Here is an 18,235-nt window from a genome sequence, read left to right on the forward strand (position 1 = left end):
CTCTCGGGTTGTCACTCGTAGTAGTCGAACGCGTTCTCAGTGCGGCGGAACCGGTGAACGGCCCAGAGGGCCGCGGGCTGCTCGGGCGTCAGGCGCACCTGCACGTCGGGACCCTGCCATAGCGAGCGCTGGTCCGACATCAACTCGTGCACCTGATACGTCTCGTCGGGGCGCGCGCCCAGCCACTCCAGTGGCACGTGCAGCAGCGCCTCCTGGGCTGCATACGGGTCCAGGCTCACCGCCATCAGCACCATGCTGCCGCCGTCTGGCGTGCGCTTGCCGTAGAAGAGGACTCGGTCGTTGTTCGACGAGAAGAAGCGCAGCGTCCCGTACTGATGCAGCGCGGGGTGCGTGCGGCGCGCGGCGTTGAGGCGCGCAATCCAATCCCGGATGTTGCCGGGCCGGTCCAAATCCCAAGCGACCAGCTGGTACTTCTCCGAATCGGTGTACTCCTCCTTGCCCGGGATGGGGCGGCCCTCGCACAGCTCGTAGCCGCAGTACATGCCCCACACGGAGGAGAGCGTGCCGGCCAGCGCCGCGCGCAGACGGAAGGCACCGGGCCCCGCGTTCTGGAGGAACTCCGGGAGGATGTCCGGCGTATTGGGCCAGAGGTTGCCGCGGAAGTAGTCGGATACCGGCGGCTGGGTGATCTCCTCCAGGTACTCCTGGAGCTCGCCCTTGAAGTTGCGCCAGGTGAAGTAGGTGTACGACTGGGTGAAGCCCACCTTGCCCAGGGCCTTCATCACCTTGGGGCGGGTGAAGGCCTCGGACAGGAAGAGGACCTGCGGATGGGCTTCCTGCACGCGGCGGATGAGCCAGGCCCAGAATTGCGTGGGCTTGGTGTGTGGGTTGTCCACGCGGAACGTGTTCACCCCTTGCTTCACCCAGTGGAGGACGACGGATTCCAGCTCTGCCCAGAGTGACTCACGGGCGGGGCCCATCCAGTCGAAGTTGACGATGTCCTCGTAGCGCTTGGGCGGGTTCTCCGCCGTCTTGATGGTGCCGTCCGGCCGGTGCTGGAACCACTCCGGATGTTCCTTCACGTACGGGTGGTCCGGCGAGCACTGGAAGGCCAGGTCCAGCGCCACCTCGATGCCGTGTGCCTGCGCCGTCTCCACGAAGTGCCGGAAGTCCTCCAGCGTCCCCATCTTCGGGTGCACGGCCTTGTGGCCGCCTTCCGAGGCACCAATGGCCCAGGGGCTGCCCACGTCGTCGGCCGCCGCGGTGAGGCTGTTGTTCTTGCCCTTGCGCGCCGTGCGGCCAATGGGGTGGATGGGCGGGAGGTAGACGGTGTCGAAGCCGAGCTGCTGGATGTACGGCAGCCAGGCTTCCGCGTCCCGGAAGGTGGCGTGGGTGACGCCGTCGCGCTTCGCCGAACGCGGGAAGAATTCGTACCACGCGCTGAAGCGGGCCTTCTCCCGGTCCGCGAAGACCTCCAACACCTTGTCGTAGCGGCGGGCCAGTGAACGGTCCGGGTGGGTCGAGGCCACGTCGGCCAGCTCGGGCGCCAGGGCCACGGCGAGGAGGTCAGGGGAGGGGGCCTGTCGCAGCCGGACAGCCGCTTCGGTCAGCACCCGAGCGTCGTCCATCTGCTTCGCCGTGCGGGCTCGGGCGGCGGCGCCTTCCAGCAGGGCGGCGCCTTCCAGCAGCTCGCTGCGCACGTCGCGGCCCGCGTCGACCTTGCGCTTCAGCTCGGACGTCCAGGTCCGGAAGAGGTCTGGCCACGCTTCAATCGAGTATTCGTAGCGGCCGTTCCGAGCGAGGGGGAATTCGCCTTCCCACCGGTCATTGCCGAGGAAGCGCATGGGCACTTCCTCCCAGTCGGTCTGCTGGGACCGGGGCGTCACCTGGCGCCAGCGGATGACGGCGACGAGGACGTCATGGCCTTCCTTGAAGACATCGGCCTTGACGGTGCACCGCTCTCCCACGACGCGCTTCACGGCGTGACGTCCAGCGTCCAGCTCGGGGCTGACTCCCTCGATGAATACGCTTCCGAGTCGTTCAGTCATGGTGGCCGGCAGCCCTTATAGGTCTTGGGTTGTGATTGCCTCGCGGCGAATCGCGGCTGTTGTCGATGCTGGACGGCTTCCGTGCCGGCCGCGTTGGCTCGTCAACGTTAAGGATGGGGGCGGGCACTGCCCACCCTGGAAGGCACAGCGCGCCCGGGTGCCCGCCTGCCGATACTTGAAGCTGGGAACTGCCCTGCCGATTGAGCTATCCGGGACGAACATGGCGCCTCCTTCCTCCGCTGTGCCCCGAGCAAGCGACCCAGCGCTGGACCTGGTCCTCCTCCGGCAGGTCGCCATGGGAAGCCCGCAGGCCATGCGCGACGTCTACGCGCGCTGCGGTGGACGGTGCTTCGCCATCGCGTTGCGGTTGCTACCGACCCACGCTGACGCGGAAGAGGTGTTGCAGGAGAGCTTCCTGGAGGTCTGGCGGCGCGCCAGAGAGTTCAATCCAGAACGCGGCGGCCTGGAGGCCTGGGTGACGACGATTGTGCGCACGCGCGCCATCGACCGGCTGCGGGCGCAGGGAACGGCGGCCCGCGTGGTGGAAGGGGCCGCGCAGCAGGGGCCTCCGGTCAGCGCCGCGCCCGCCGCGCCGGACGAAGCAGTCAGCCAGGGGGAGGCTCGCGCTCGCGTGGTGGCGGCGCTGGCCCAGCTTCCTCCGGAGCAGCGGGCGGTGGTGGAGCTTGCCTACTTCGAAGGCCTCTCCCAGCGGGAGATTGCCGAGCGCACCGGAGACCCATTGGGCACGGTGAAGACCCGTGCGCGGCTCGCGTTGGAGAAGCTGGGGGCGTTGTTGGAGATGCTGCGCCCCCACGCCTAGCCCCGCTTAAGATTCCCTCAAGCTTTTCCGTCCGGAAGGGGGATGTGCCCGCCGACGTGGGCACGTCACCGGTTGGAACGGAGGCTGTGGATGAAAAGCGAAGTCATGTCGCGCCGTCGGATTCTCAAGGGCACGGGAGTGACGCTGGCAACCCTGCCGCTCGCTCGCTTCCTCATCGCGTGTGGCGAGGGCACGGACCCCATCGATGAATCGAACCCGGACGCGGGGACCGGGGCCTCCGCCTGGGCCACCGGCGGCACCTCGGCGATGACGATGGCGGACACCTATCCGGATCCGTTCGCCGCGGGCATCGGCACGGTCTGCGCGCTCACCTGCGAGGCCACGCTGGGGCCCTGCTACGCGACCACCATCGAGCGGCAGGACATCAGTGAAGGCGAGAACGGGCTGCCTGTCCGGCTGGCGCTTCTGGTGGTGAATGAGAACTGCGAGCCCATCCCCAACGCCACCGTGGATATCTGGCACGCGGGGCCTGCCGGCCTGTACTCGGGTGAGGACGCGAGCGACTTCTGCACGTCCGGTGACGCAGAGGCCCGGGCCGCGCGCTGGTTCCGCGGGGTGCAGACGACGGATGCGCAGGGCCGGGTCAACTTCGATACGTGTTTCCCGGGGTGGTACAGCAGCCGGACCATCCACATCCACTTCACCGTGCGCGTGGATGGGGCGGAGTTCGTCACCTCGCAGCTCTTCTTCGATGACGCGCTCAGCGATGCGGTCGTCAACACCCAGCCGCTCTATGACGCGCGGGGCGCCCGGGACACGACCAACCAGATGGCCGGAGGAACTCATTGAGCGGGTGCGGGCCCGGCTCCGGCGGCCGACGATGCAGAAGCCGGACGCCGTCGTGGCGCTGGGGCCGCTGCGCATCGACCTCCAGGCCGGCGAGGTTCGCGTCCATGATCAGGTCGTGGAGCTGACGCGGGTGGAGTTCGCGCTGCTGGCGGCGTTGGCGCGCAGGCCGCGCGAGGCCGTGACGCGGCAGTGGTTGGTGGAGCATGTGATGGACCCGGAGCGCGAGGGAACGGAGCGCACGCTGGACGTGCATGTGTCCCGGCTCCGGCGGAAGCTGGGCGCCCAGCACGGCGTGGAGACTGTCTGGGGCGTGGGCTACCGCCTCGTGCCGGGGGATGGCTCGTGAAGCTTCGACTGCGTCTGGCGCTGACAGTGGTCGCGGTGTCGGTGCCGATGGTCGCCAGCGTGGGGTACGTCCAGCACTCGCTGCGGCAGCGCAACCAGGCGGAGGTGCTGGAGGCGTCCACGCTGGCACGGATCCAGGCGGGAGCGCGGGAGCGCTGTGAGGCGCAGCCCGCGACATGGGGTGCGCGGCGAGGGCCCAGGCCACCAGCGTTTCAAGGGAACTCCGAGGGTCCGCCGCGCACCGCCGACGGGCGTCCCGCGGCGCCCGGCGAGGCGGAGCCTCCGTGGCGCGAAGAGGGCCCGCGTGGCGGCGGTCCTCTCGCCCCGGCGCGGCCTCCTCGCATGGACCGGCCCGGGCCCAACGGACCGTGGCCCATGGGCGTCGCGCATTTCGCGTACGGTGCCGGGCTCGAATCCCTGAACCCCGACGCTCCCGTCCTTTCCGAGTCGGTGCGGCGGGAAGCCCAGGAGGGACGTGCGACGGTCGTCCGTCGAACGGCGCGGGACGGTGAGTCGGTGCTCGACGTCCTGATTCGCATGCCGTGGGAGGAGGGGCCCTGCGCGTTCATCCTCGCCCGGCGGATAGAGCCCCGGGGACCACCGCTTGGCGGCATTCCCCCTCCGGAGGTGCTGGGCGTCCCGCTGCTGGCCGTGCTCGTGATGGCGTTGGCGCTGGGGCCCGTGGTCCGGCGCGTGCGGCAGCTCACCGCGGAGGTCCGTGCGTCCGCGAACAGCCGCTACGTGGAGCCCGTCCTGGTTCGAGGCCATGACGAGGTGGCCGAGCTGGCCCGCGCGTTCCAGGAGGCTCGCGCCGAAATCCAGTCCCAGCTCTCCCAGCAGGAGGCCCGGGAGCAGGCCCTGCGGGACTTCCTGGCCAACACCACGCACGACGTGATGACCCCGCTCACGGTGCTCCAGGGACACCTGTCGGGACTCCAGCAGCGGTTGAGCCGGGGGGAGCCCCTGGAGTCCTCCGTGGTCGGAGATGCGATGGGAGAGGCGCACTACATCGCGTCCCTGGTACACAACCTGGCGGCGGCGGCGCGGCTCGAAGCCGGACGGCCCCAGGTCCAGTGGGCCGAGGTGGACCTCAACGCCGCGGTGTCACGCGTCTTGGGCCGGCATCAGCCCATTGCCCGCCAGCAGCGAATCTCCCTGGAGAGCGGCGTGCCGGAGACCGCTGTCTGGGTCCACGGAGACGTGACGCTCATCGAGCAGGCCGTGAGCAACATCGTGTTCAACGGCATCCACCATGGCCGCGAGGAAGGACACGTCGCGGTGGTGTTGGAGCATTCACGCGACCAACGCTTCCGGTTGCGCGTCATCGACGACGGGCCCGGCATCTCCGAGGAGGAGCGCGCCCGGCTGATGGAGCGGCGCTTCCGTGGCAACGCCGCGCGCACACGGGGGCTTCAGGGCCAGGGGCTGGGGCTGCACATCACCCACCATGTCGCGCAGGTGCATGGCTGGACCTTGTCGCTGGCGCCATCGGAATACGGCGGCCTGGAGGTCGTGCTGGAGGGCGCGTCCTCCCACTAGCGGCCCTTCTTGCGCTCCGTCTTCGCCTTCGGGCCCTCACCGTAGCCTGACACCACGAGCCCGAGCGTCTGGACGAAGTTCACCGCGGCCTCCACGGGGATGCGCGTGGCCTTCACCCGGTTGCGCGCGGGGTCGATGAACACGCCCTGCGCGGTTCCGAAGTCCGCCTTCGTGAGCGTGCAGCCGCGGAAGTTGCTGCCGGTGATGTCCGAATCGCTGAAGTCCGACTCGGACAGGTCCGTGTCGATGAAGTTCATCTCCAGCGCCGTGCAGCGCAGGAACGCCGTCTTCCGCAGGCTGAGCCCCGCGAAGGTGCAGTAGCGCAGGTTGGAGCCGTCGAAGGAGACTTCGGGGAAGCTGCCCACGTCCGTCCAGTCGATGCCCATCAGCTTGGAGCTTTCGAACCGCACGTCCCGCAGCGACGTCTCCGTGAACCGGGCCCGCGTGAGGTCGCAACCAGTGAAGACGCAGGACTCCATCCGAGTCCTCGTCCAGCGGCTCTCCTGCAGCGTGCAGTTGAGGAACGTGCAGCGGTAGAACTCCTTCCCGCCCAGGTCCGTCTCCTGGAGGTTCAGGTCGGCGAAGGTTTCGTTCTCGAAGCTGTCTTCTTCGTGGATGCGCTGGGAGGCCATGGCGGGCCCGTCACTAACGCCAGATGGCGCTCGCGGGCCAAGTCATTTCGCTCCGGACTCTCTATCCATGACGGACGGTGAAGGCCGCCAGCAGGGGCCCCGCCAGGCGGGTGTTCGCGGGAGACGTCGGTCCTCCTTCGGGAAGCTGCGTGAGGAGCGCCTCCAAGGCGGGCTTCATCTCCTCGAAGGCGGCGGTGGCCGCCGCCGCGTTGTCGAAGAAGCGGTGGTAGAGGAGCCAGCCGGTGACGGAGCAGGCGATGGCGTGGAAGGAGCGGGTGTCATCCAACTCGTAGGTGAGCCGCGCCAGGCCGCCGAAGTCCTCATCCCGCGCGATGGTGCCGCCCTGGGTGCCCATCCATCCGATGGAGCCCCCGTCTTCATATGGCCGCCACGCCGCGTCGTCCGCACGTCCCACCATTCCACCCCTTGAAAGGAAACCGGCGCCATCATGCGTGCCCCGGGGCGGACGCTCCAGGACTCCGAGGCCTCCGCTTCGTCCGGAGGTGGACGTCGGTTCGGCGCGGCGGAGGTAGGGAATGGGAGCACGCCGCGGTTCGCGGAACAGTTGCGGCGGGACGGTTTGTGCCCGGCGAGGCGCCGTCCTAACCTGCCATGTCCATGAAGGCGATCCTCGTCTCCCTTTTCCTGTTGGGCTCGGCGCCGGACTCCAGCGCGCCAGCGATTCCGCCCGAAGCGCTCGCGGCTCCCCCTGTCGCGGATGAGTCACCCACCGCGTGGTCCTGCACCGTGGACACCCTGCGCGCTGGGAGGGAATGCGTGTTCGAGGCGGACCTGTCCGCGGGCGCGCCCAGCGATTCGCAGGACGCGTCCAACAAGAAGCTCCTCCAGGACGTGGCCCGCGCGCTGTGCACGGAGGCAGTGGGCAACATCCGGGAGGGCCGCCCGGACGCGACGCTCACCGCGGTCTGTGAGCGGCGCTACATCACCGCCGTGGACCAGTGCGGACTGGAAGGCACGTCGTTCGTGGTGGACGCCAAGGGCCGCTTCGCCCCCGGCGCCCGCTCTTGCTACCGCGCGCTGGCCAACGTCCTTCAAGAGGTGCAGTTCATGGCCACGGTGGCCTCGCCGTGCTGCGAGTGCGCCGCCCGCGCCAACTGCCCGGGCACCGCGGACCGCTGCTATGCCGAGGTCGCTCAGCAGGCCACCGCGCCCCAGACGCAGGCGTGCCTGAGTGATCGGTGCGCGGATGCGTGCGCCGTCGTGCTTCCGCTGCCTCGCTCCGGTGCGCACCCCGCGCCCACCGTCCAGCAGCGCAGCCGTTCCACCAGCCCTGGCTCCGCTTCCCTGTAGGAGTTCCGCCCATGCGCCGTCCTTCCTGGAAGCTGTCCACCTGGGCCCTGCTGGGCTCCTTCACCGCTGGCTGCGGCGCCTCGCATTCCCACGTGACGTGGTCGGAGGACGCGCCTCACCCGAAGGAGGAGGTGTTCGTCGCCAGGCCTCCGCCGGAGCCGCCCGCGCCCAGCCCTACCTCGGACCCCAAGGCCTTCGCCGCCCGGTACGCCAACCCGGCGGTGTGTGAAGCCGCCGCGCGGCGGCTCCAGCGGGCTTCACGGGATGAGGCGTGGGATGGCCTGAAGGCCTGCATCGAGCACACGCCCTTCACCCAGCTCAACGCGCTGCTGGGACGTGCCTGGGCGCGGGACCTGAGCGTCCGTCCCGAAGGCGCCAGGCTCATTGCCCGTGTGGTGGCCCAGCGCGGTGGCAGCGTGACGGGGGAGCTGCGCTACCTCCAGGAGAAGCAGATCCCCATCTTCTCACTGGCCTCCGCCATGGACCGGCCGGACACGTACAAGGGCCGCTACGTGCTGCTGCGCGCGCAGGTCGCGGACCAGCGTTCGGAAGGTGAGCGCCCCACGGTGTGGCTGGTGGAGCAGGCCCTCAGCTCCGTCCAGACGGACGAGGTCGTGGGCTATGGCGAGCGCATCGACTCCGTCACCGCGTACTCGGGTGACCTGGCCGGCCAGTCCGTGCTCACGGGGCCGGGGCAGATGGGGGGAACGGTGAGCACGTCGGAGCGCTCCGGCCGCAACACCACGCGGCGCTTCGTGGAGAACATCTCCGATGAAACGGGCCGCGAGGCACTCGGCCGTCTGGCGAGCGCCGACCCGTTCCTGGAGACCCGGCGCGACTACGTCATCCTCGCGCGTTTCGACGGCGTCCGCCTCACGTCGGGCGGCGCGGAGACGGATGATGAGGCGCCGCGCATCCCGGTGCTGACCATCGTCAGCTACCACGCACCGCAGGCGCTCGTCGTCTACTGAGCCGCCTTCGACGTGGGCTCTCCGCTGGATGACGCGGAAAAAAAACGAGGCGCCGGGAAACTTGCCCCGACGCCTCGCCCTGGGAACCGACCCCGCGCCAGTCCCCACGTAACCGTGTGCAGGTCGCGCCCGCGCTACTGCTGGGTCGCACCCGTAATCGTGAAGTGATTCGCCACGTCGCGGCCCGAACCCACTTCCACCGTCACCGGATGGTCGGGCGCGGTGGAGGCGCTGACGAAGGAGGGCGGCTCGAGGTGCACCGTGAAGGTGCCCGGAATGAGGAACTTGAAGACCGCCTCGTAGGTGCCGTCGCCGTCCTCGTCGGTCAGCGCCAGCCGCTCACGGCTGCCCGCCTCGTTCGTCATCACCGCGTTGAAGTCGCCCAGCGTCACCTGGTGGCCGTCCACCACGGGCAGCGTCACCGTGGCGGCTGTGTCCGCCGTCACGCGGATGCTGCCGGAGGCCGTCACCTCGGCGGACTTGATGACCGGACGCATCACCCACTTGCCCGAGTTGCCCGCTTCCTTGCCAAAGCTCTGGCCGACGTCGAAGTCCACGAGCAGCACCTTCTGCTCGCCTTCGATGGTCAGCTTCTCGGAGAACTTCACCTTCAGCCCGGACGTGCCGTAGCTGGGCATGTGGAGCTGGCCGCCCACCTGCGTGCCCGCGGGCAGGCCGGAGTAGTCGGCTGACGACGCGAACACGGTCGACGCGCCGTCCTCATTCGCCACCTCGATGTAGCCACCGGTGATGACGAAGCGAAGCTCGGAGTAGTCGCCATTGGGGACCACCGCGTCAGACACCAGTTCGGACGTGGAGTTGGCGAGCTCCAGCAGGCTCACGGTGACGGGGGTATCGCGCAGCACCACGCGACCACCTTTGCCGTCGCCGCCTTGCAGATAGATTTCGGAGATGGTGACGACCGCGGTTCGGATGTCGTCTCCCGGCGCGTCGGTCAGCAGCAGGGTGACCTTTCCCTCATTGCCGCCACACGCCATCAGCGGGAGCAGGGCGATGGGCAGCAGGGCCAACAGGGTCGAGCGCAGGCGCGAGCGAAGAGTCATGGTCGGCACGTCCCGGAATAGGGCCCGCTGGAATACCGGGCCGTTCGACACGTAATGACCCGGCCCGGAAACAACCGGCCACGCGAACCTGCTCACGTCGCCGCGAAAGCAGGGGGCCCGGAGGCCCACACCCACTCACGCCGGTGACGTGTCCAGGCCGTGCTTGCGCAGCAGCTTGCGCAGGTACACGCGGTCGATGCCCGCCTCGCGGGCCGCGCGGGACACGTTGCCCTCGCAGCGGTCGATGAGGGCGCGCAGGTAGTCGCGCTCGAAGCCTTCGATGATGCGGTCCTTGGCTTCCTTGAAGGGGAGGTCCAGGGAGATGGGGCGCGTGCTCTCCGGGTCGTCCGAAGGCGGCGGCAGGGTGGTGGGGTCCTCGGCGTGGGAAGGCAGGTCCGGGATGTCCGGCAGGGCCTCGTCGCCCAGGTTCACCACCCGGTCCACCACGTTGCGCAGCTCGCGCACGTTGCCCGGCCACGGGTACTGCGCGAGCAGGGCGCGCGTCTGGTCCGACAGCGCGCTGGGAGGACGCCCCATCCGCTGCAGCACCGTGTCGACGAGCAGCGGCACGTCTTCCAGTCGCTCCCGCAGCGGCGGAAGGCCGACGCGGAGCACCGCGAGCCGGTGGAAGAGGTCTCCACGGAAGCGCCCGGCCTGCACCGAGCCCTCCAGGTCCTGGTGCGTGGCCGCGACGACGCGCACGTCAAAGGTGCGGTAGTCGTTGGAGCCCACGCGCTTCACCTGCCGGCGCTCCAGCGCGCGCAGCAGGCGGGGTTGGACTTCCAGCGGCAGTTCGCCGACTTCGTCCAGGAAGAGCGTGCCGCCGTGGGCGCGCTCGAAGGCGCCCGCGCGGTCGGAGTGCGCACCCGTGAAGGCGCCTTTCACGTGTCCGAAGAGCTCGCTCTCCAGCAGTGAGGGGGCGATGCCCGCCAGGTCCGCGATGACGAATGGCCCCCGGGCCCGAGGGCTGTGCGTGTGGATGGCCTCCGCGCACAGCTCCTTGCCCGTGCCCGTCTCGCCCTGGATGAGCACGTCCGACTCACCCGCGGACAGCCGCTCCAGCAGCGTGAAGAGCTCCCGCATGCGGCGGCTGTTGCCCACCAGCGAGCCGAAGGCGCTGCGCGCGGACAGGGGACGCGCCCGGGGACGTTCGCTCTCCGGCATCAGCTTCAGCTCGGTGGTGCCCAGCTTGAGGACCGCGCCCGTGCGCACCTCCAGCTCCTGGAAGCGCATGCCTTCGCAATAGGACCCATTGCGCGAGCCCGGGTCCACCGCGCGCACGCCGCTCTCGTTCACCTCGAGGATGAGGTGCTGGCGCGACACCGCCCGGTCCGACAGGAGGATGTCCGCATCCCGGCCCGAACCCACGCGATAGCGTCCCGGCATCAGCGGCCAGTCGCGGCCAGCGTCCGGACCCGACAACACCACCAGCCGGGTACGTACCCGTTGGACGCGAATGGCCGGCAACGCATCGGTGCGGACCAGCTCGTCGTCCCCATCCTCATCTCCCAGACTCGCCACGGCGCGGACGATATCACAGCCGCTTTGCGGGGTTGGCCTCCGCATTCCCGGGTTATGCGGTAAAGTTTGAAAAGGGGGCACCCGCGATGGCAAGTGCGCCGCGAGAACGATTCGGCCGGTATGAACTTCAAGAGCGGGTAGGCCAGGGCGGCATGGCGGAGACGTGGCGTGCCCGGCTCCGGGGCGCGGCGGGCGTCACCAAGTCCGTGCTCATCAAGAAGGTGCTCCCGGAGTACGCCAACGACGAAGCCTTCGTGTCCATGTTCATCAGCGAGGCGCGCATCTCCGCCACGCTGTCGCACGGGGCCATCGCCCAGGTCTTCGACTTCGGGAAGGTGGACGGGCAGTACTTCCTGGCCATGGAGCTGGTGGAAGGCCAGCCGCTGAACCGCATCCTGAAGCGGGCGCTGCGCTCCGGCTACCACTCCCTGCCGGTGCCCCTCGCTGTCTTCATCGCCATGGAGATGTGCCGCGGCCTGCACTACGCCCACACTCGCAATGACGAAAAGGGCGAGCCGCTGGGCATCGTCCATCGCGACATCTCTCCCGACAACGTCCTCATCGGCTACGAGGGACAGGTCAAGATCGTCGATTTCGGCATCGCGAAGGCGCGCTCCCTGCGCAGCTTCAACACCGAGCCCGGCGTGGTGAGGGGGAAGTACCTGTTCTTCTCGCCGGAGCAGGCGCGGGGGGAAGCGGTGGATGCCCGCACGGACGTCTGGGCCACCGGCGTGGTGCTGTTCCAGATGCTCTGCGGCCGGCTGCCGCTTGAGGGACAGGTCCACACGGTGTTGCAGCGCTTGAACAGCGGCCAGCCGCTGCCCTCACCGCGACAGGTACGGTCCGACATCCCGGTGGCGCTGGACTCCATCCTCCAGCGGGCGCTCGCGCTCCGGAAGGAATCCCGTTTCGAGTCCGCCCATGCGCTCGGGGATGCCCTGGCCGGGTTCCTCTACTCGTCCACCCCGCGCTTTTCGCCCATGTCCGTGGGGTACCTGCTGCGGGAGCTGTACCGCCCGGACCTGGAGGCGCTCGGGATGACTGCCCGGGTGCCGGCCTCCTTCGCGGAGGAGATGTCCATCTGGCGCGAGGCGCCCCCGCTGCCAGCGCCCACGCAGCACGGTGTGCCAGCGCTGGACCTGGAGCCGGACTACCGCACCGAGGAGAGCGGGCCCGTCGAGGTGGACGACGCGGAGAAGGTGGCTCCCGCGCCGCGTGCGACGCGGGTGGGCCTGTTCGCCGAAGGCAGCCGCGGCTCCCAGTGGGTGGCCGGTGTCGGCCTGGTGATGGCCGCGGTGCTCGCCGTGGTGGCGGTGACGCGGGTGGGCTCCGATTTACTGGCCGCCGCCAGGGAAGAGGCGCGCGCGCCCGGGCCGCCCGTGGCGCAGCGGATCATGCCACCCGCGTTGCCTCCCGCAGCACCCGTGGCCGCGCCCTCGAAGCCCCCGGCCGCGGAGGAGGCGCCTTCGCGGGCCGCCGAGGCCATGGTCGAGAACGCGGATGACGACGAGGTGTCGGGAAACGCCGACACGCCGGATGACGCACCCGAGGCCGCGGCCGGGCGTTCCGGAGTGGCGCGTCCGGTCTCCGGGACGCGGAGCGGCAAGGTCATTCCCGCGGCTGGCACGGGCGCTCGAGGACAGACGCGGCAGGCCCCGGCGGCGCTGCTGGGCGAGGCGGGCAACGCCCTGGCGGTGTCGCCGGTGACGGCGGGGCCCGCGTACAGGGTGCTCACCGCTGGGCGAGCCCTCCAGCGTGAGGGGAAGTACACCGCCGCGCGGAACTCCGCCCGTGAGTGCGCCCGGCTCGAGCCCGGCAACGCCGAGTGCTACCTGCTGCTGGGGGCCGTGGAGGTGAAGCTGGGGCGAATCGAGGAGGGGGCTCGCAACTACCACCGCTTCCTGGAGCTGGCCCCGTCGGACCATCCGCTCGCGAGCACCGTCCTGCGCATCCTGCAGGAGTACGAAGCCCACCAGGTCGGGCGTCCATAATTCGACGCATTGAGTCATCTGGTTCCCCGCCGGGGGCTTGGAAAAGCGAGTGAGCCTCCCGTACAAGGGGGCCTGCATGACGCGTTTCCGCCTTCCTCGACGCCTGATGCTCCCTGCGCTGCTGACGGCGGCCGCATGTGGTGAGTCCGACTCCATCCCTGTCCGGACCTGCGACGTGACGTTGACCTACGCACCGCAGCAGTCCGTGGCGGGCACGGTTCAGGTCATGGGGGAGTGGAACAACTTCGCCGCCCTGCCTCAGCCCATGAGCGACCGGGGTGACGGCGTGTTCACGCTCCGCCTGGAAGGGCTGGAGCCGCGCGACTACGGCTACCGCTTCGTGGTGGGCAACAAGCAGGAGATGGACCCGGAGAACCCGTACTCGCGCTGGGTTCGCGCGGAGGAGTATTCGCGCCTCACCGTCCCGGACTGCCGCCAGCCCGTGCTGGAGCTGAACCGCTTCACGGTGACGCCCGAGGGCTCGCTGGACGTGGCTGTCTCCTACCTCGACGGGACCGACAAGGCCGGCCCGGCGGGTGAGGGCATGGTGATGTCGCTGGACGGCACGCCCCGGCCGGATGCCTATGACGCCGCCACCGGCCGCTTCAGCCTGAACGTGCAGGGCCTGGAGCAGGGCAAGCACCACGTGAAGGTGGTGGCCAAGGACAGCCAGGGCCGAGAGGCGAAGTCGCTCTACCTGCCGTTCTGGGTGGAGCCGGAGCGCTTCCACTGGGCTTCGGGGCTGATGTACTTCGCCTTCACGGACCGCTTCCACAATGGCCGGCTGGAGAACGACGCTCCGGTGGCGGACGTGGACCCCATCGCCAACTATCTTGGCGGGGACTTCGCGGGCATCACCCAGAAGCTGGAGGAGGGGTACTTCGACGCGCTGGGCGTGCGCACGCTCTGGATTTCGCCGGTGGATCAGAACCCGGAAGGCCGCTTCATCGGCACGGGCGGCAAGTACTACACGGGCTACCACGGCTACTGGCCGTCGAAGCCTCGCGAGACGCAGCACCGCTTCGGCTCGCTGGAGGAGCTGCGCGCGCTCACGGCGGCCGCGCACAAGCGGGGCATCCGCGTCATCGCCGACCTGGTGCTCAACCACGTCCACCAGGAGCACCCCTACTGGACGAGCCACGGGCAGGAGGGCTGGTTCAACACCGCCGCCAGTTGCGTGTGTGGCACGCAGGACTGCGACTGGGAAGCCCAGCGCCTCATCTGCAAGTTCACGGACTATCTGCCGGATTTCAACTGGCGCTCGTCGGACTTCGTGGACCAGTTCGCCGCGGACACGCTCTGGTGGCTGGAGCAGGCGGACTTCGACGGCTTCCGCCTGGACGCGGTGAAGCACATGGAGCAGGTGGCCGGGCGCACCATCCGCGGGAAGCTGAAGGAGATCACCACGATGACGGGCACCGAGTTCTACCTCGTGGGCGAGACGTACGTTCACGTGGATGGGCGCTCACAGATTGCCCGCTACATCAGCCCGCGCGAACTGGACGGTCAGTTCGACTTCCCCCTGTACTGGCCCGTGCGCGAGGCCTTCGCGGACGGCCAGGGCTTGCAGCGTGTGGACGACGCCGTGCGCGCCAACGAGGAGGCCTATGCGCCGGGGACGCTCAACTCGCCGTTCCTGGGCAACCACGACGTGGCGCGCTTCATCTCCCAGGCCGCGGGGCAGCTGCGCGGGGATGGGAGTGATCCCTTCGGTCCCAACCGCCCGTCCTCGGTGGTGACGGACCCGGCCGCCTTCGAGAAGATGAAGTACGGCTTCGCCTTCGTGCTGACGCAGCCGGGCGTGCCGCTGGTGTACTACGGCGACGAGGTCGGCCTGCCGGGCGCGGGTGATCCAGACAACCGCCGCTTCATGCGCTTCGGCAGCGCGCTGGCGCCGCTGGAGCGGGAGCTGCTCGACTTCGTGCGGACGCTGGGGCAGGCGCGCCTGGCGCACGAGGCGCTGCAGACGGGCGCGCGGCGGACCCTGCGCGTGGAGAACGACCTCTACGTGTTCCAGCGCGATCTGCCGGACGGACGGGGCGCTTTGGTGGCCATCAATCGTGGCGCCATGGAGCGCTCACTGGTGCTGGATCTGATGGGGAGCCTGGCCGCGAGCAGCGGCACCTACGTGGACATCTTCACGGGGCAGACGCTGCAGCTCGCCGGCACGGAGACGGTGCTCGTCGTCCCGCCGCGCGGCGTCGCTGTCTACGTGCCCCACCAGGAGTAACAGAGCAGGGATGTTCCGGTGGAGGGGTGGGCCGTCCCCCTTCCGCCGGCGCATTCCGCTCAGGACTGCGGGGCCGCCTGCTCGCTCTTGCCGTGCTTGTAGAAAAGCACGAGGGTGTAGCAGTGGAATTCGTTGTCGGAAGACTGACAAACGACCCGGTCCACAATCTCCAGGTCAGAGTTGCTCTTCAGCCACCGGGTGACGTTCTCACCCAGCTCCTCGCGCTCCTTCGCCTTGGTGGCGGAGAAGACCTTCACGCCCGTGAACATCGCCTGCCACTCCTTGTGCGGTGCTGATTCAGGACAATAGGAAGTTATCGCACGCGCCGTTCCGGGGTGTCAAAAACCCGGCTTCCCTGTTGTGGGGATGTTGATCGTCCATGCCTGGGGGTTTGCAGTCTCCCGCCCGTGCCTATGTTGATCGAGTCGCACCTGATTGCCTGGGGCGCTCGTGGCAGGGGGCCGCGAGTGGCGGCGGAGTGGGGAAGGGGGAAGGCCCGTGGACATGAAGACCAAGAAGGACCTGGCCGTAGACTTCATCAACACCATCCGGACGATGGAGCCCTCCGCGCTGAATGCGCTCATCGTCAAGGAGGCGGGTGAAGAGCTGGCCCAGTTCTTCCTCAATTACAGTGCGAATCTCATCTCCAAGGACCCGTCCCGGGTGCTGGAGAACACGTCCTCGCTGATGCTGATGGGGTACCTCATCCGCACCTACGAGGAGAAGAACACCCAGGCCACCCAGGGCACCTTCCAGTCCTACGCGTTCGCCTGAGTCGCGGGCAGGGCGTTGCAGGCTCGACAGGGCTCGGGGGAGCCTGTTAGGGAGCAGCGCCCATGCTCATCGACCTGCACGCCCATTCCCACCTGTCCAAGGGTTGCGAGCTGGACCCTCGCGCCGTGCTGGAGCGGGCCGCCTTGTTCGGCCTGGACGGGGTGGCCTTCACCGAGACGAACACCCAGGACGGCTGCGACGAGCTCTTCGAGATCGGCGCGAAGTCGAAGCTCAAGGTCTTCGTCGGGCTGGAGCTGGTGACGGACCGTGGACAGTACCTGTGCTTCTTCCCGAAGCCGGAGCTGGCCCCGGAGCCGGTGCAGATGTGGGGCAGCAACCGCGAGAAGCCGTGGAGCGCCGCCGAGTGCCTTCCCAAGGTGAAGGCCCTGGGCGCCGCCATCGTCGCCGCGCGCCCCTATGACCGGGACTCGCAGAATCCGGCCATGGACTTCATCCGCTCCCTCGGCGTGCTGAGCGCCGTGGAGGGCTACAACGCCCGGGTGAAGCAGACGTCCAATGACCTGGCCGTGGAGGCCGCCGCGGCGCTGAAGCTTCCCTGTGTGGGAGGCAGTGACGCCCGGGGCTCGCTCGACGAGGTCGGCCGGGGTGCCACGCTCTTCAAGCGGCCGGTGCAGACGCAGGCCGAACTGGTGGCCGAGCTGCAGAAGGGGGATTTCTGGCCGGTGATGGCCGGCGATCTTCCCCGGCTTACGCGCCCGGGAGAGGCCCAGGCGGCGCGCAAGTCCGGTGGTGGCGGCCGTGGTGGCGGTGGTGGCAAGCGCCGCCGTCGTTAGCCGGCGCTCACCGAAGTCCACTCAGGGGACGACCTGGTCGCCGCCTTCCTCGGCGCGCGCGAGGCGTCCGTCCGTGAAGAAGACGCGGCGGCGGCCCCCGGGGTAGGTCCACTCCTCGTGCCTGGCCGTGCCCTCCAGGGAGCGCCGCACCGTCTCTGGCGGGCCCCAGGCCATGCGTGCCGCGTCCATGGACATGTTGGCCACCAGTCGCTTCTCACGCACGGCCTCCTGCACCGCGGGCGGCAGCGCGTCCAGGGTGGGCTTCAAGTCCCGCGCGGACAGGTACTTCTCCAGCTCCGTGCGGAAGTCCTCCGGACGGTCCAGGTTGGGCGGCATCACCAGGATGAGCGGCGGCGCGTTGGCGGGTGCGCCGGCTTCCGTGAGGTACACCCAGGGCCAGGCGCGCGGGCTGTAGAGGACGCGCTCGGTGATGACCCAGGAGGTGGGGAACTCCACGCGGGTGATGCGCAGCTTCGTCCCGGCGGGGAGCACGCGCTCCACGGCGCCCGGGTTGATGGGGGTGCCCTTCGTGTCGTCGAGGAGCCGGACGTCCTCGGGGGCGTAGGGCGTCAGTAGTCGCTTGGAGGCGTCACCGAAGAGCGGCGTGACGTTGCTGGAGACGCGGAGGTACTGCTCCGCCTCCGGGCCGGAGAGCGTCTGGTTGAGGGAGGTCCGCGCCTCGGGCGGCATGCGCGTCTGGGACGCACAGCCCGCGCCAAGCACGGTCAGCAGGGACAGGGACAGGATTCGGAATGGGGCGAGCGGCATGGCACCTCCGCGGGGACAGGGCGCGGCAGGTGTCCTGATTAGCTCACCGGGCTGGCTGCGTCAGCGGGGATGGCTCCACCGCCTCGCGCTTGCCACCGCGGCATCCGCGCTGGGGCGGGCAGATGGGGCCGCGGCCATGCGGATCCGCGACGAGCAGGAAACGGCCGAGCCCGCGGGTGTCCGTCAGCTCTGGATGGCCACACAGAGCGCAGTGACGGGGAGGACGCTTGGAGGGGGGGAAGGGCACGGGGAGTGAGTGTGCGCCGCTCCCATGCCCTGAGCGAATTTTCGGCGGGCCCGGCCCGGGTGGGCGCGGGCCGGGGACTACTTCTTGTCGCCCGAGGCCGCCGGCGCGGGGGCCGGAGCGGGCGTGCTGGGCGCGCTGCTGGCCGACGAGGACGCGCTCGACGAGGAGGAGGAGCCGCTGCTCGACGCGGAGCTGCCGCCGTCCTTCTTGGTGGAGCTGTACAGGTCGGAGTACCAACCCCCGCCCTTGAGGACGAAGCTCGAGCGGCTGACGACCTTGGTCATCGACCCCTCGGCGCCGCACCCGCCGCACGTGGCGGGGGCGGGGTCGGAGATCTTCTGCAGCACGTCGATCATCTTTCCACAGCTCTGGCAGGAGTACTCGTAGATGGGCATGGTTCTCAGTGCCT

18 protein-coding genes are annotated in these 18,235 nt (G+C 69.3%); 10 read left to right on the plus strand and 8 right to left on the minus strand.

Features of this window, described 5'->3' with window-relative positions:
• Positions 1-11: 11 nt before the first annotated feature.
• Positions 12-2,009, minus strand: coding sequence for an alpha-1,4-glucan--maltose-1-phosphate maltosyltransferase (locus BHS09_RS18545; protein WP_140798480.1), 1,998 nt, complete (start codon positions 2,007-2,009; stop codon positions 12-14).
• 220 nt (positions 2,010-2,229) lie between these two features.
• Between BHS09_RS18545 and BHS09_RS18550 the strand changes: the two genes are divergently transcribed.
• From BHS09_RS18550 to BHS09_RS18565, 4 genes are all read left to right on the plus strand, one after another.
• Complete coding sequence (locus BHS09_RS18550; protein ID WP_140791767.1) at positions 2,230-2,829, plus strand: sigma-70 family RNA polymerase sigma factor; 600 nt, start codon at positions 2,230-2,232, stop codon at positions 2,827-2,829.
• A gap of 90 nt (positions 2,830-2,919) precedes the next feature.
• The gene (locus BHS09_RS18555) at positions 2,920-3,639 is read left to right on the plus strand and encodes a dioxygenase family protein (RefSeq protein ID WP_237080424.1); all 720 of its coding nucleotides are present in this window, start codon (positions 2,920-2,922) and stop codon (positions 3,637-3,639) included.
• Positions 3,640-3,643: 4 nt separating this feature from the next.
• Complete coding sequence (locus BHS09_RS18560) at positions 3,644-3,985, plus strand: winged helix-turn-helix domain-containing protein (protein ID WP_237080425.1); 342 nt, start codon at positions 3,644-3,646, stop codon at positions 3,983-3,985.
• Positions 3,982-5,523 (plus strand): sensor histidine kinase, encoded by a 1,542-nt coding sequence (locus tag BHS09_RS18565; RefSeq protein ID WP_140798481.1) that lies wholly within the window; start codon positions 3,982-3,984, stop codon positions 5,521-5,523. Before BHS09_RS18560 ends, BHS09_RS18565 begins: the two co-directional genes overlap by 4 nt.
• Here the strand turns inward: BHS09_RS18565 and BHS09_RS18570 are convergent.
• Both BHS09_RS18570 and BHS09_RS18575 read right to left on the minus strand, forming a co-directional pair.
• On the minus strand, positions 5,520-6,155 hold the full coding sequence (locus tag BHS09_RS18570; protein WP_140798482.1) for a pentapeptide repeat-containing protein: 636 nt from the start codon (positions 6,153-6,155) through the stop codon (positions 5,520-5,522). The genes BHS09_RS18565 and BHS09_RS18570 overlap by 4 nt on opposite strands.
• Positions 6,156-6,216: 61 nt before the next feature.
• Entirely contained in the window at positions 6,217-6,573 is a 357-nt protein-coding gene (locus tag BHS09_RS18575; RefSeq protein ID WP_011553706.1) for a hypothetical protein, read from the minus strand.
• Between the two features lie 194 nt (positions 6,574-6,767).
• Here BHS09_RS18575 and BHS09_RS18580 point away from each other — a divergent pair, with 194 nt between their 5' ends.
• Positions 6,768-7,466 (plus strand): hypothetical protein, encoded by a 699-nt coding sequence (locus tag BHS09_RS18580; RefSeq protein WP_140798483.1) that lies wholly within the window; start codon positions 6,768-6,770, stop codon positions 7,464-7,466.
• Between the two features lie 11 nt (positions 7,467-7,477).
• Positions 7,478-8,437, plus strand: a complete 960-nt coding sequence (locus BHS09_RS18585) for a hypothetical protein (protein WP_140798484.1) — start codon at positions 7,478-7,480, stop codon at positions 8,435-8,437.
• A 134-nt stretch (positions 8,438-8,571) separates the two neighbouring features.
• Here BHS09_RS18585 and BHS09_RS18590 read toward each other — a convergent pair whose 3' ends face one another.
• Both BHS09_RS18590 and BHS09_RS18595 read right to left on the minus strand, forming a co-directional pair.
• Positions 8,572-9,501, minus strand: coding sequence for a DUF4382 domain-containing protein (locus tag BHS09_RS18590; protein WP_237078388.1), 930 nt, complete (start codon positions 9,499-9,501; stop codon positions 8,572-8,574).
• 135 nt (positions 9,502-9,636) lie between these two features.
• The gene (locus BHS09_RS18595) at positions 9,637-11,022 is read right to left on the minus strand and encodes a sigma 54-interacting transcriptional regulator (protein WP_140791777.1); all 1,386 of its coding nucleotides are present in this window, start codon (positions 11,020-11,022) and stop codon (positions 9,637-9,639) included.
• A gap of 86 nt (positions 11,023-11,108) precedes the next feature.
• Between BHS09_RS18595 and BHS09_RS18600 the strand changes: the two genes are divergently transcribed.
• On the plus strand, positions 11,109-13,013 hold the full coding sequence (locus BHS09_RS18600; RefSeq protein WP_140798486.1) for a serine/threonine-protein kinase: 1,905 nt from the start codon (positions 11,109-11,111) through the stop codon (positions 13,011-13,013).
• A gap of 76 nt (positions 13,014-13,089) precedes the next feature.
• A complete protein-coding gene (locus BHS09_RS18605) occupies positions 13,090-15,243 on the plus strand; it encodes an alpha-amylase family glycosyl hydrolase (protein ID WP_174258823.1) in 2,154 nt (717 codons plus the stop codon).
• Between the two features lie 59 nt (positions 15,244-15,302).
• Here the strand turns inward: BHS09_RS18605 and BHS09_RS18610 are convergent, their stop codons facing one another.
• A complete protein-coding gene (locus BHS09_RS18610) occupies positions 15,303-15,512 on the minus strand; it encodes a hypothetical protein (RefSeq protein WP_011553713.1) in 210 nt (69 codons plus the stop codon).
• A gap of 229 nt (positions 15,513-15,741) precedes the next feature.
• On the opposite strand from BHS09_RS18610, the gene BHS09_RS18615 reads away from it, so the two are divergent.
• Positions 15,742-16,017 (plus strand): hypothetical protein, encoded by a 276-nt coding sequence (locus tag BHS09_RS18615; protein ID WP_090492493.1) that lies wholly within the window; start codon positions 15,742-15,744, stop codon positions 16,015-16,017.
• Positions 16,018-16,079: 62 nt separating this feature from the next.
• On the plus strand, positions 16,080-16,811 hold the full coding sequence (locus BHS09_RS18620) for a PHP-associated domain-containing protein (RefSeq protein WP_140791806.1): 732 nt from the start codon (positions 16,080-16,082) through the stop codon (positions 16,809-16,811).
• Positions 16,812-16,832: 21 nt separating this feature from the next.
• Here BHS09_RS18620 and BHS09_RS18625 read toward each other — a convergent pair whose 3' ends face one another.
• Both BHS09_RS18625 and BHS09_RS18630 read right to left on the minus strand, forming a co-directional pair.
• Complete coding sequence (locus BHS09_RS18625; RefSeq protein WP_140791808.1) at positions 16,833-17,579, minus strand: hypothetical protein; 747 nt, start codon at positions 17,577-17,579, stop codon at positions 16,833-16,835.
• A 324-nt stretch (positions 17,580-17,903) separates the two neighbouring features.
• Entirely contained in the window at positions 17,904-18,221 is a 318-nt protein-coding gene (locus BHS09_RS18630) for an FmdB family zinc ribbon protein (RefSeq protein WP_140798488.1), read from the minus strand.
• Between the last annotated feature and the right edge of the window lie 14 nt (positions 18,222-18,235).

Origin of the sequence: Myxococcus xanthus (genome assembly GCF_006402735.1) — a bacterium.
In the GTDB taxonomy this organism is placed as follows: domain Bacteria; phylum Myxococcota; class Myxococcia; order Myxococcales; family Myxococcaceae; genus Myxococcus; species Myxococcus xanthus_A.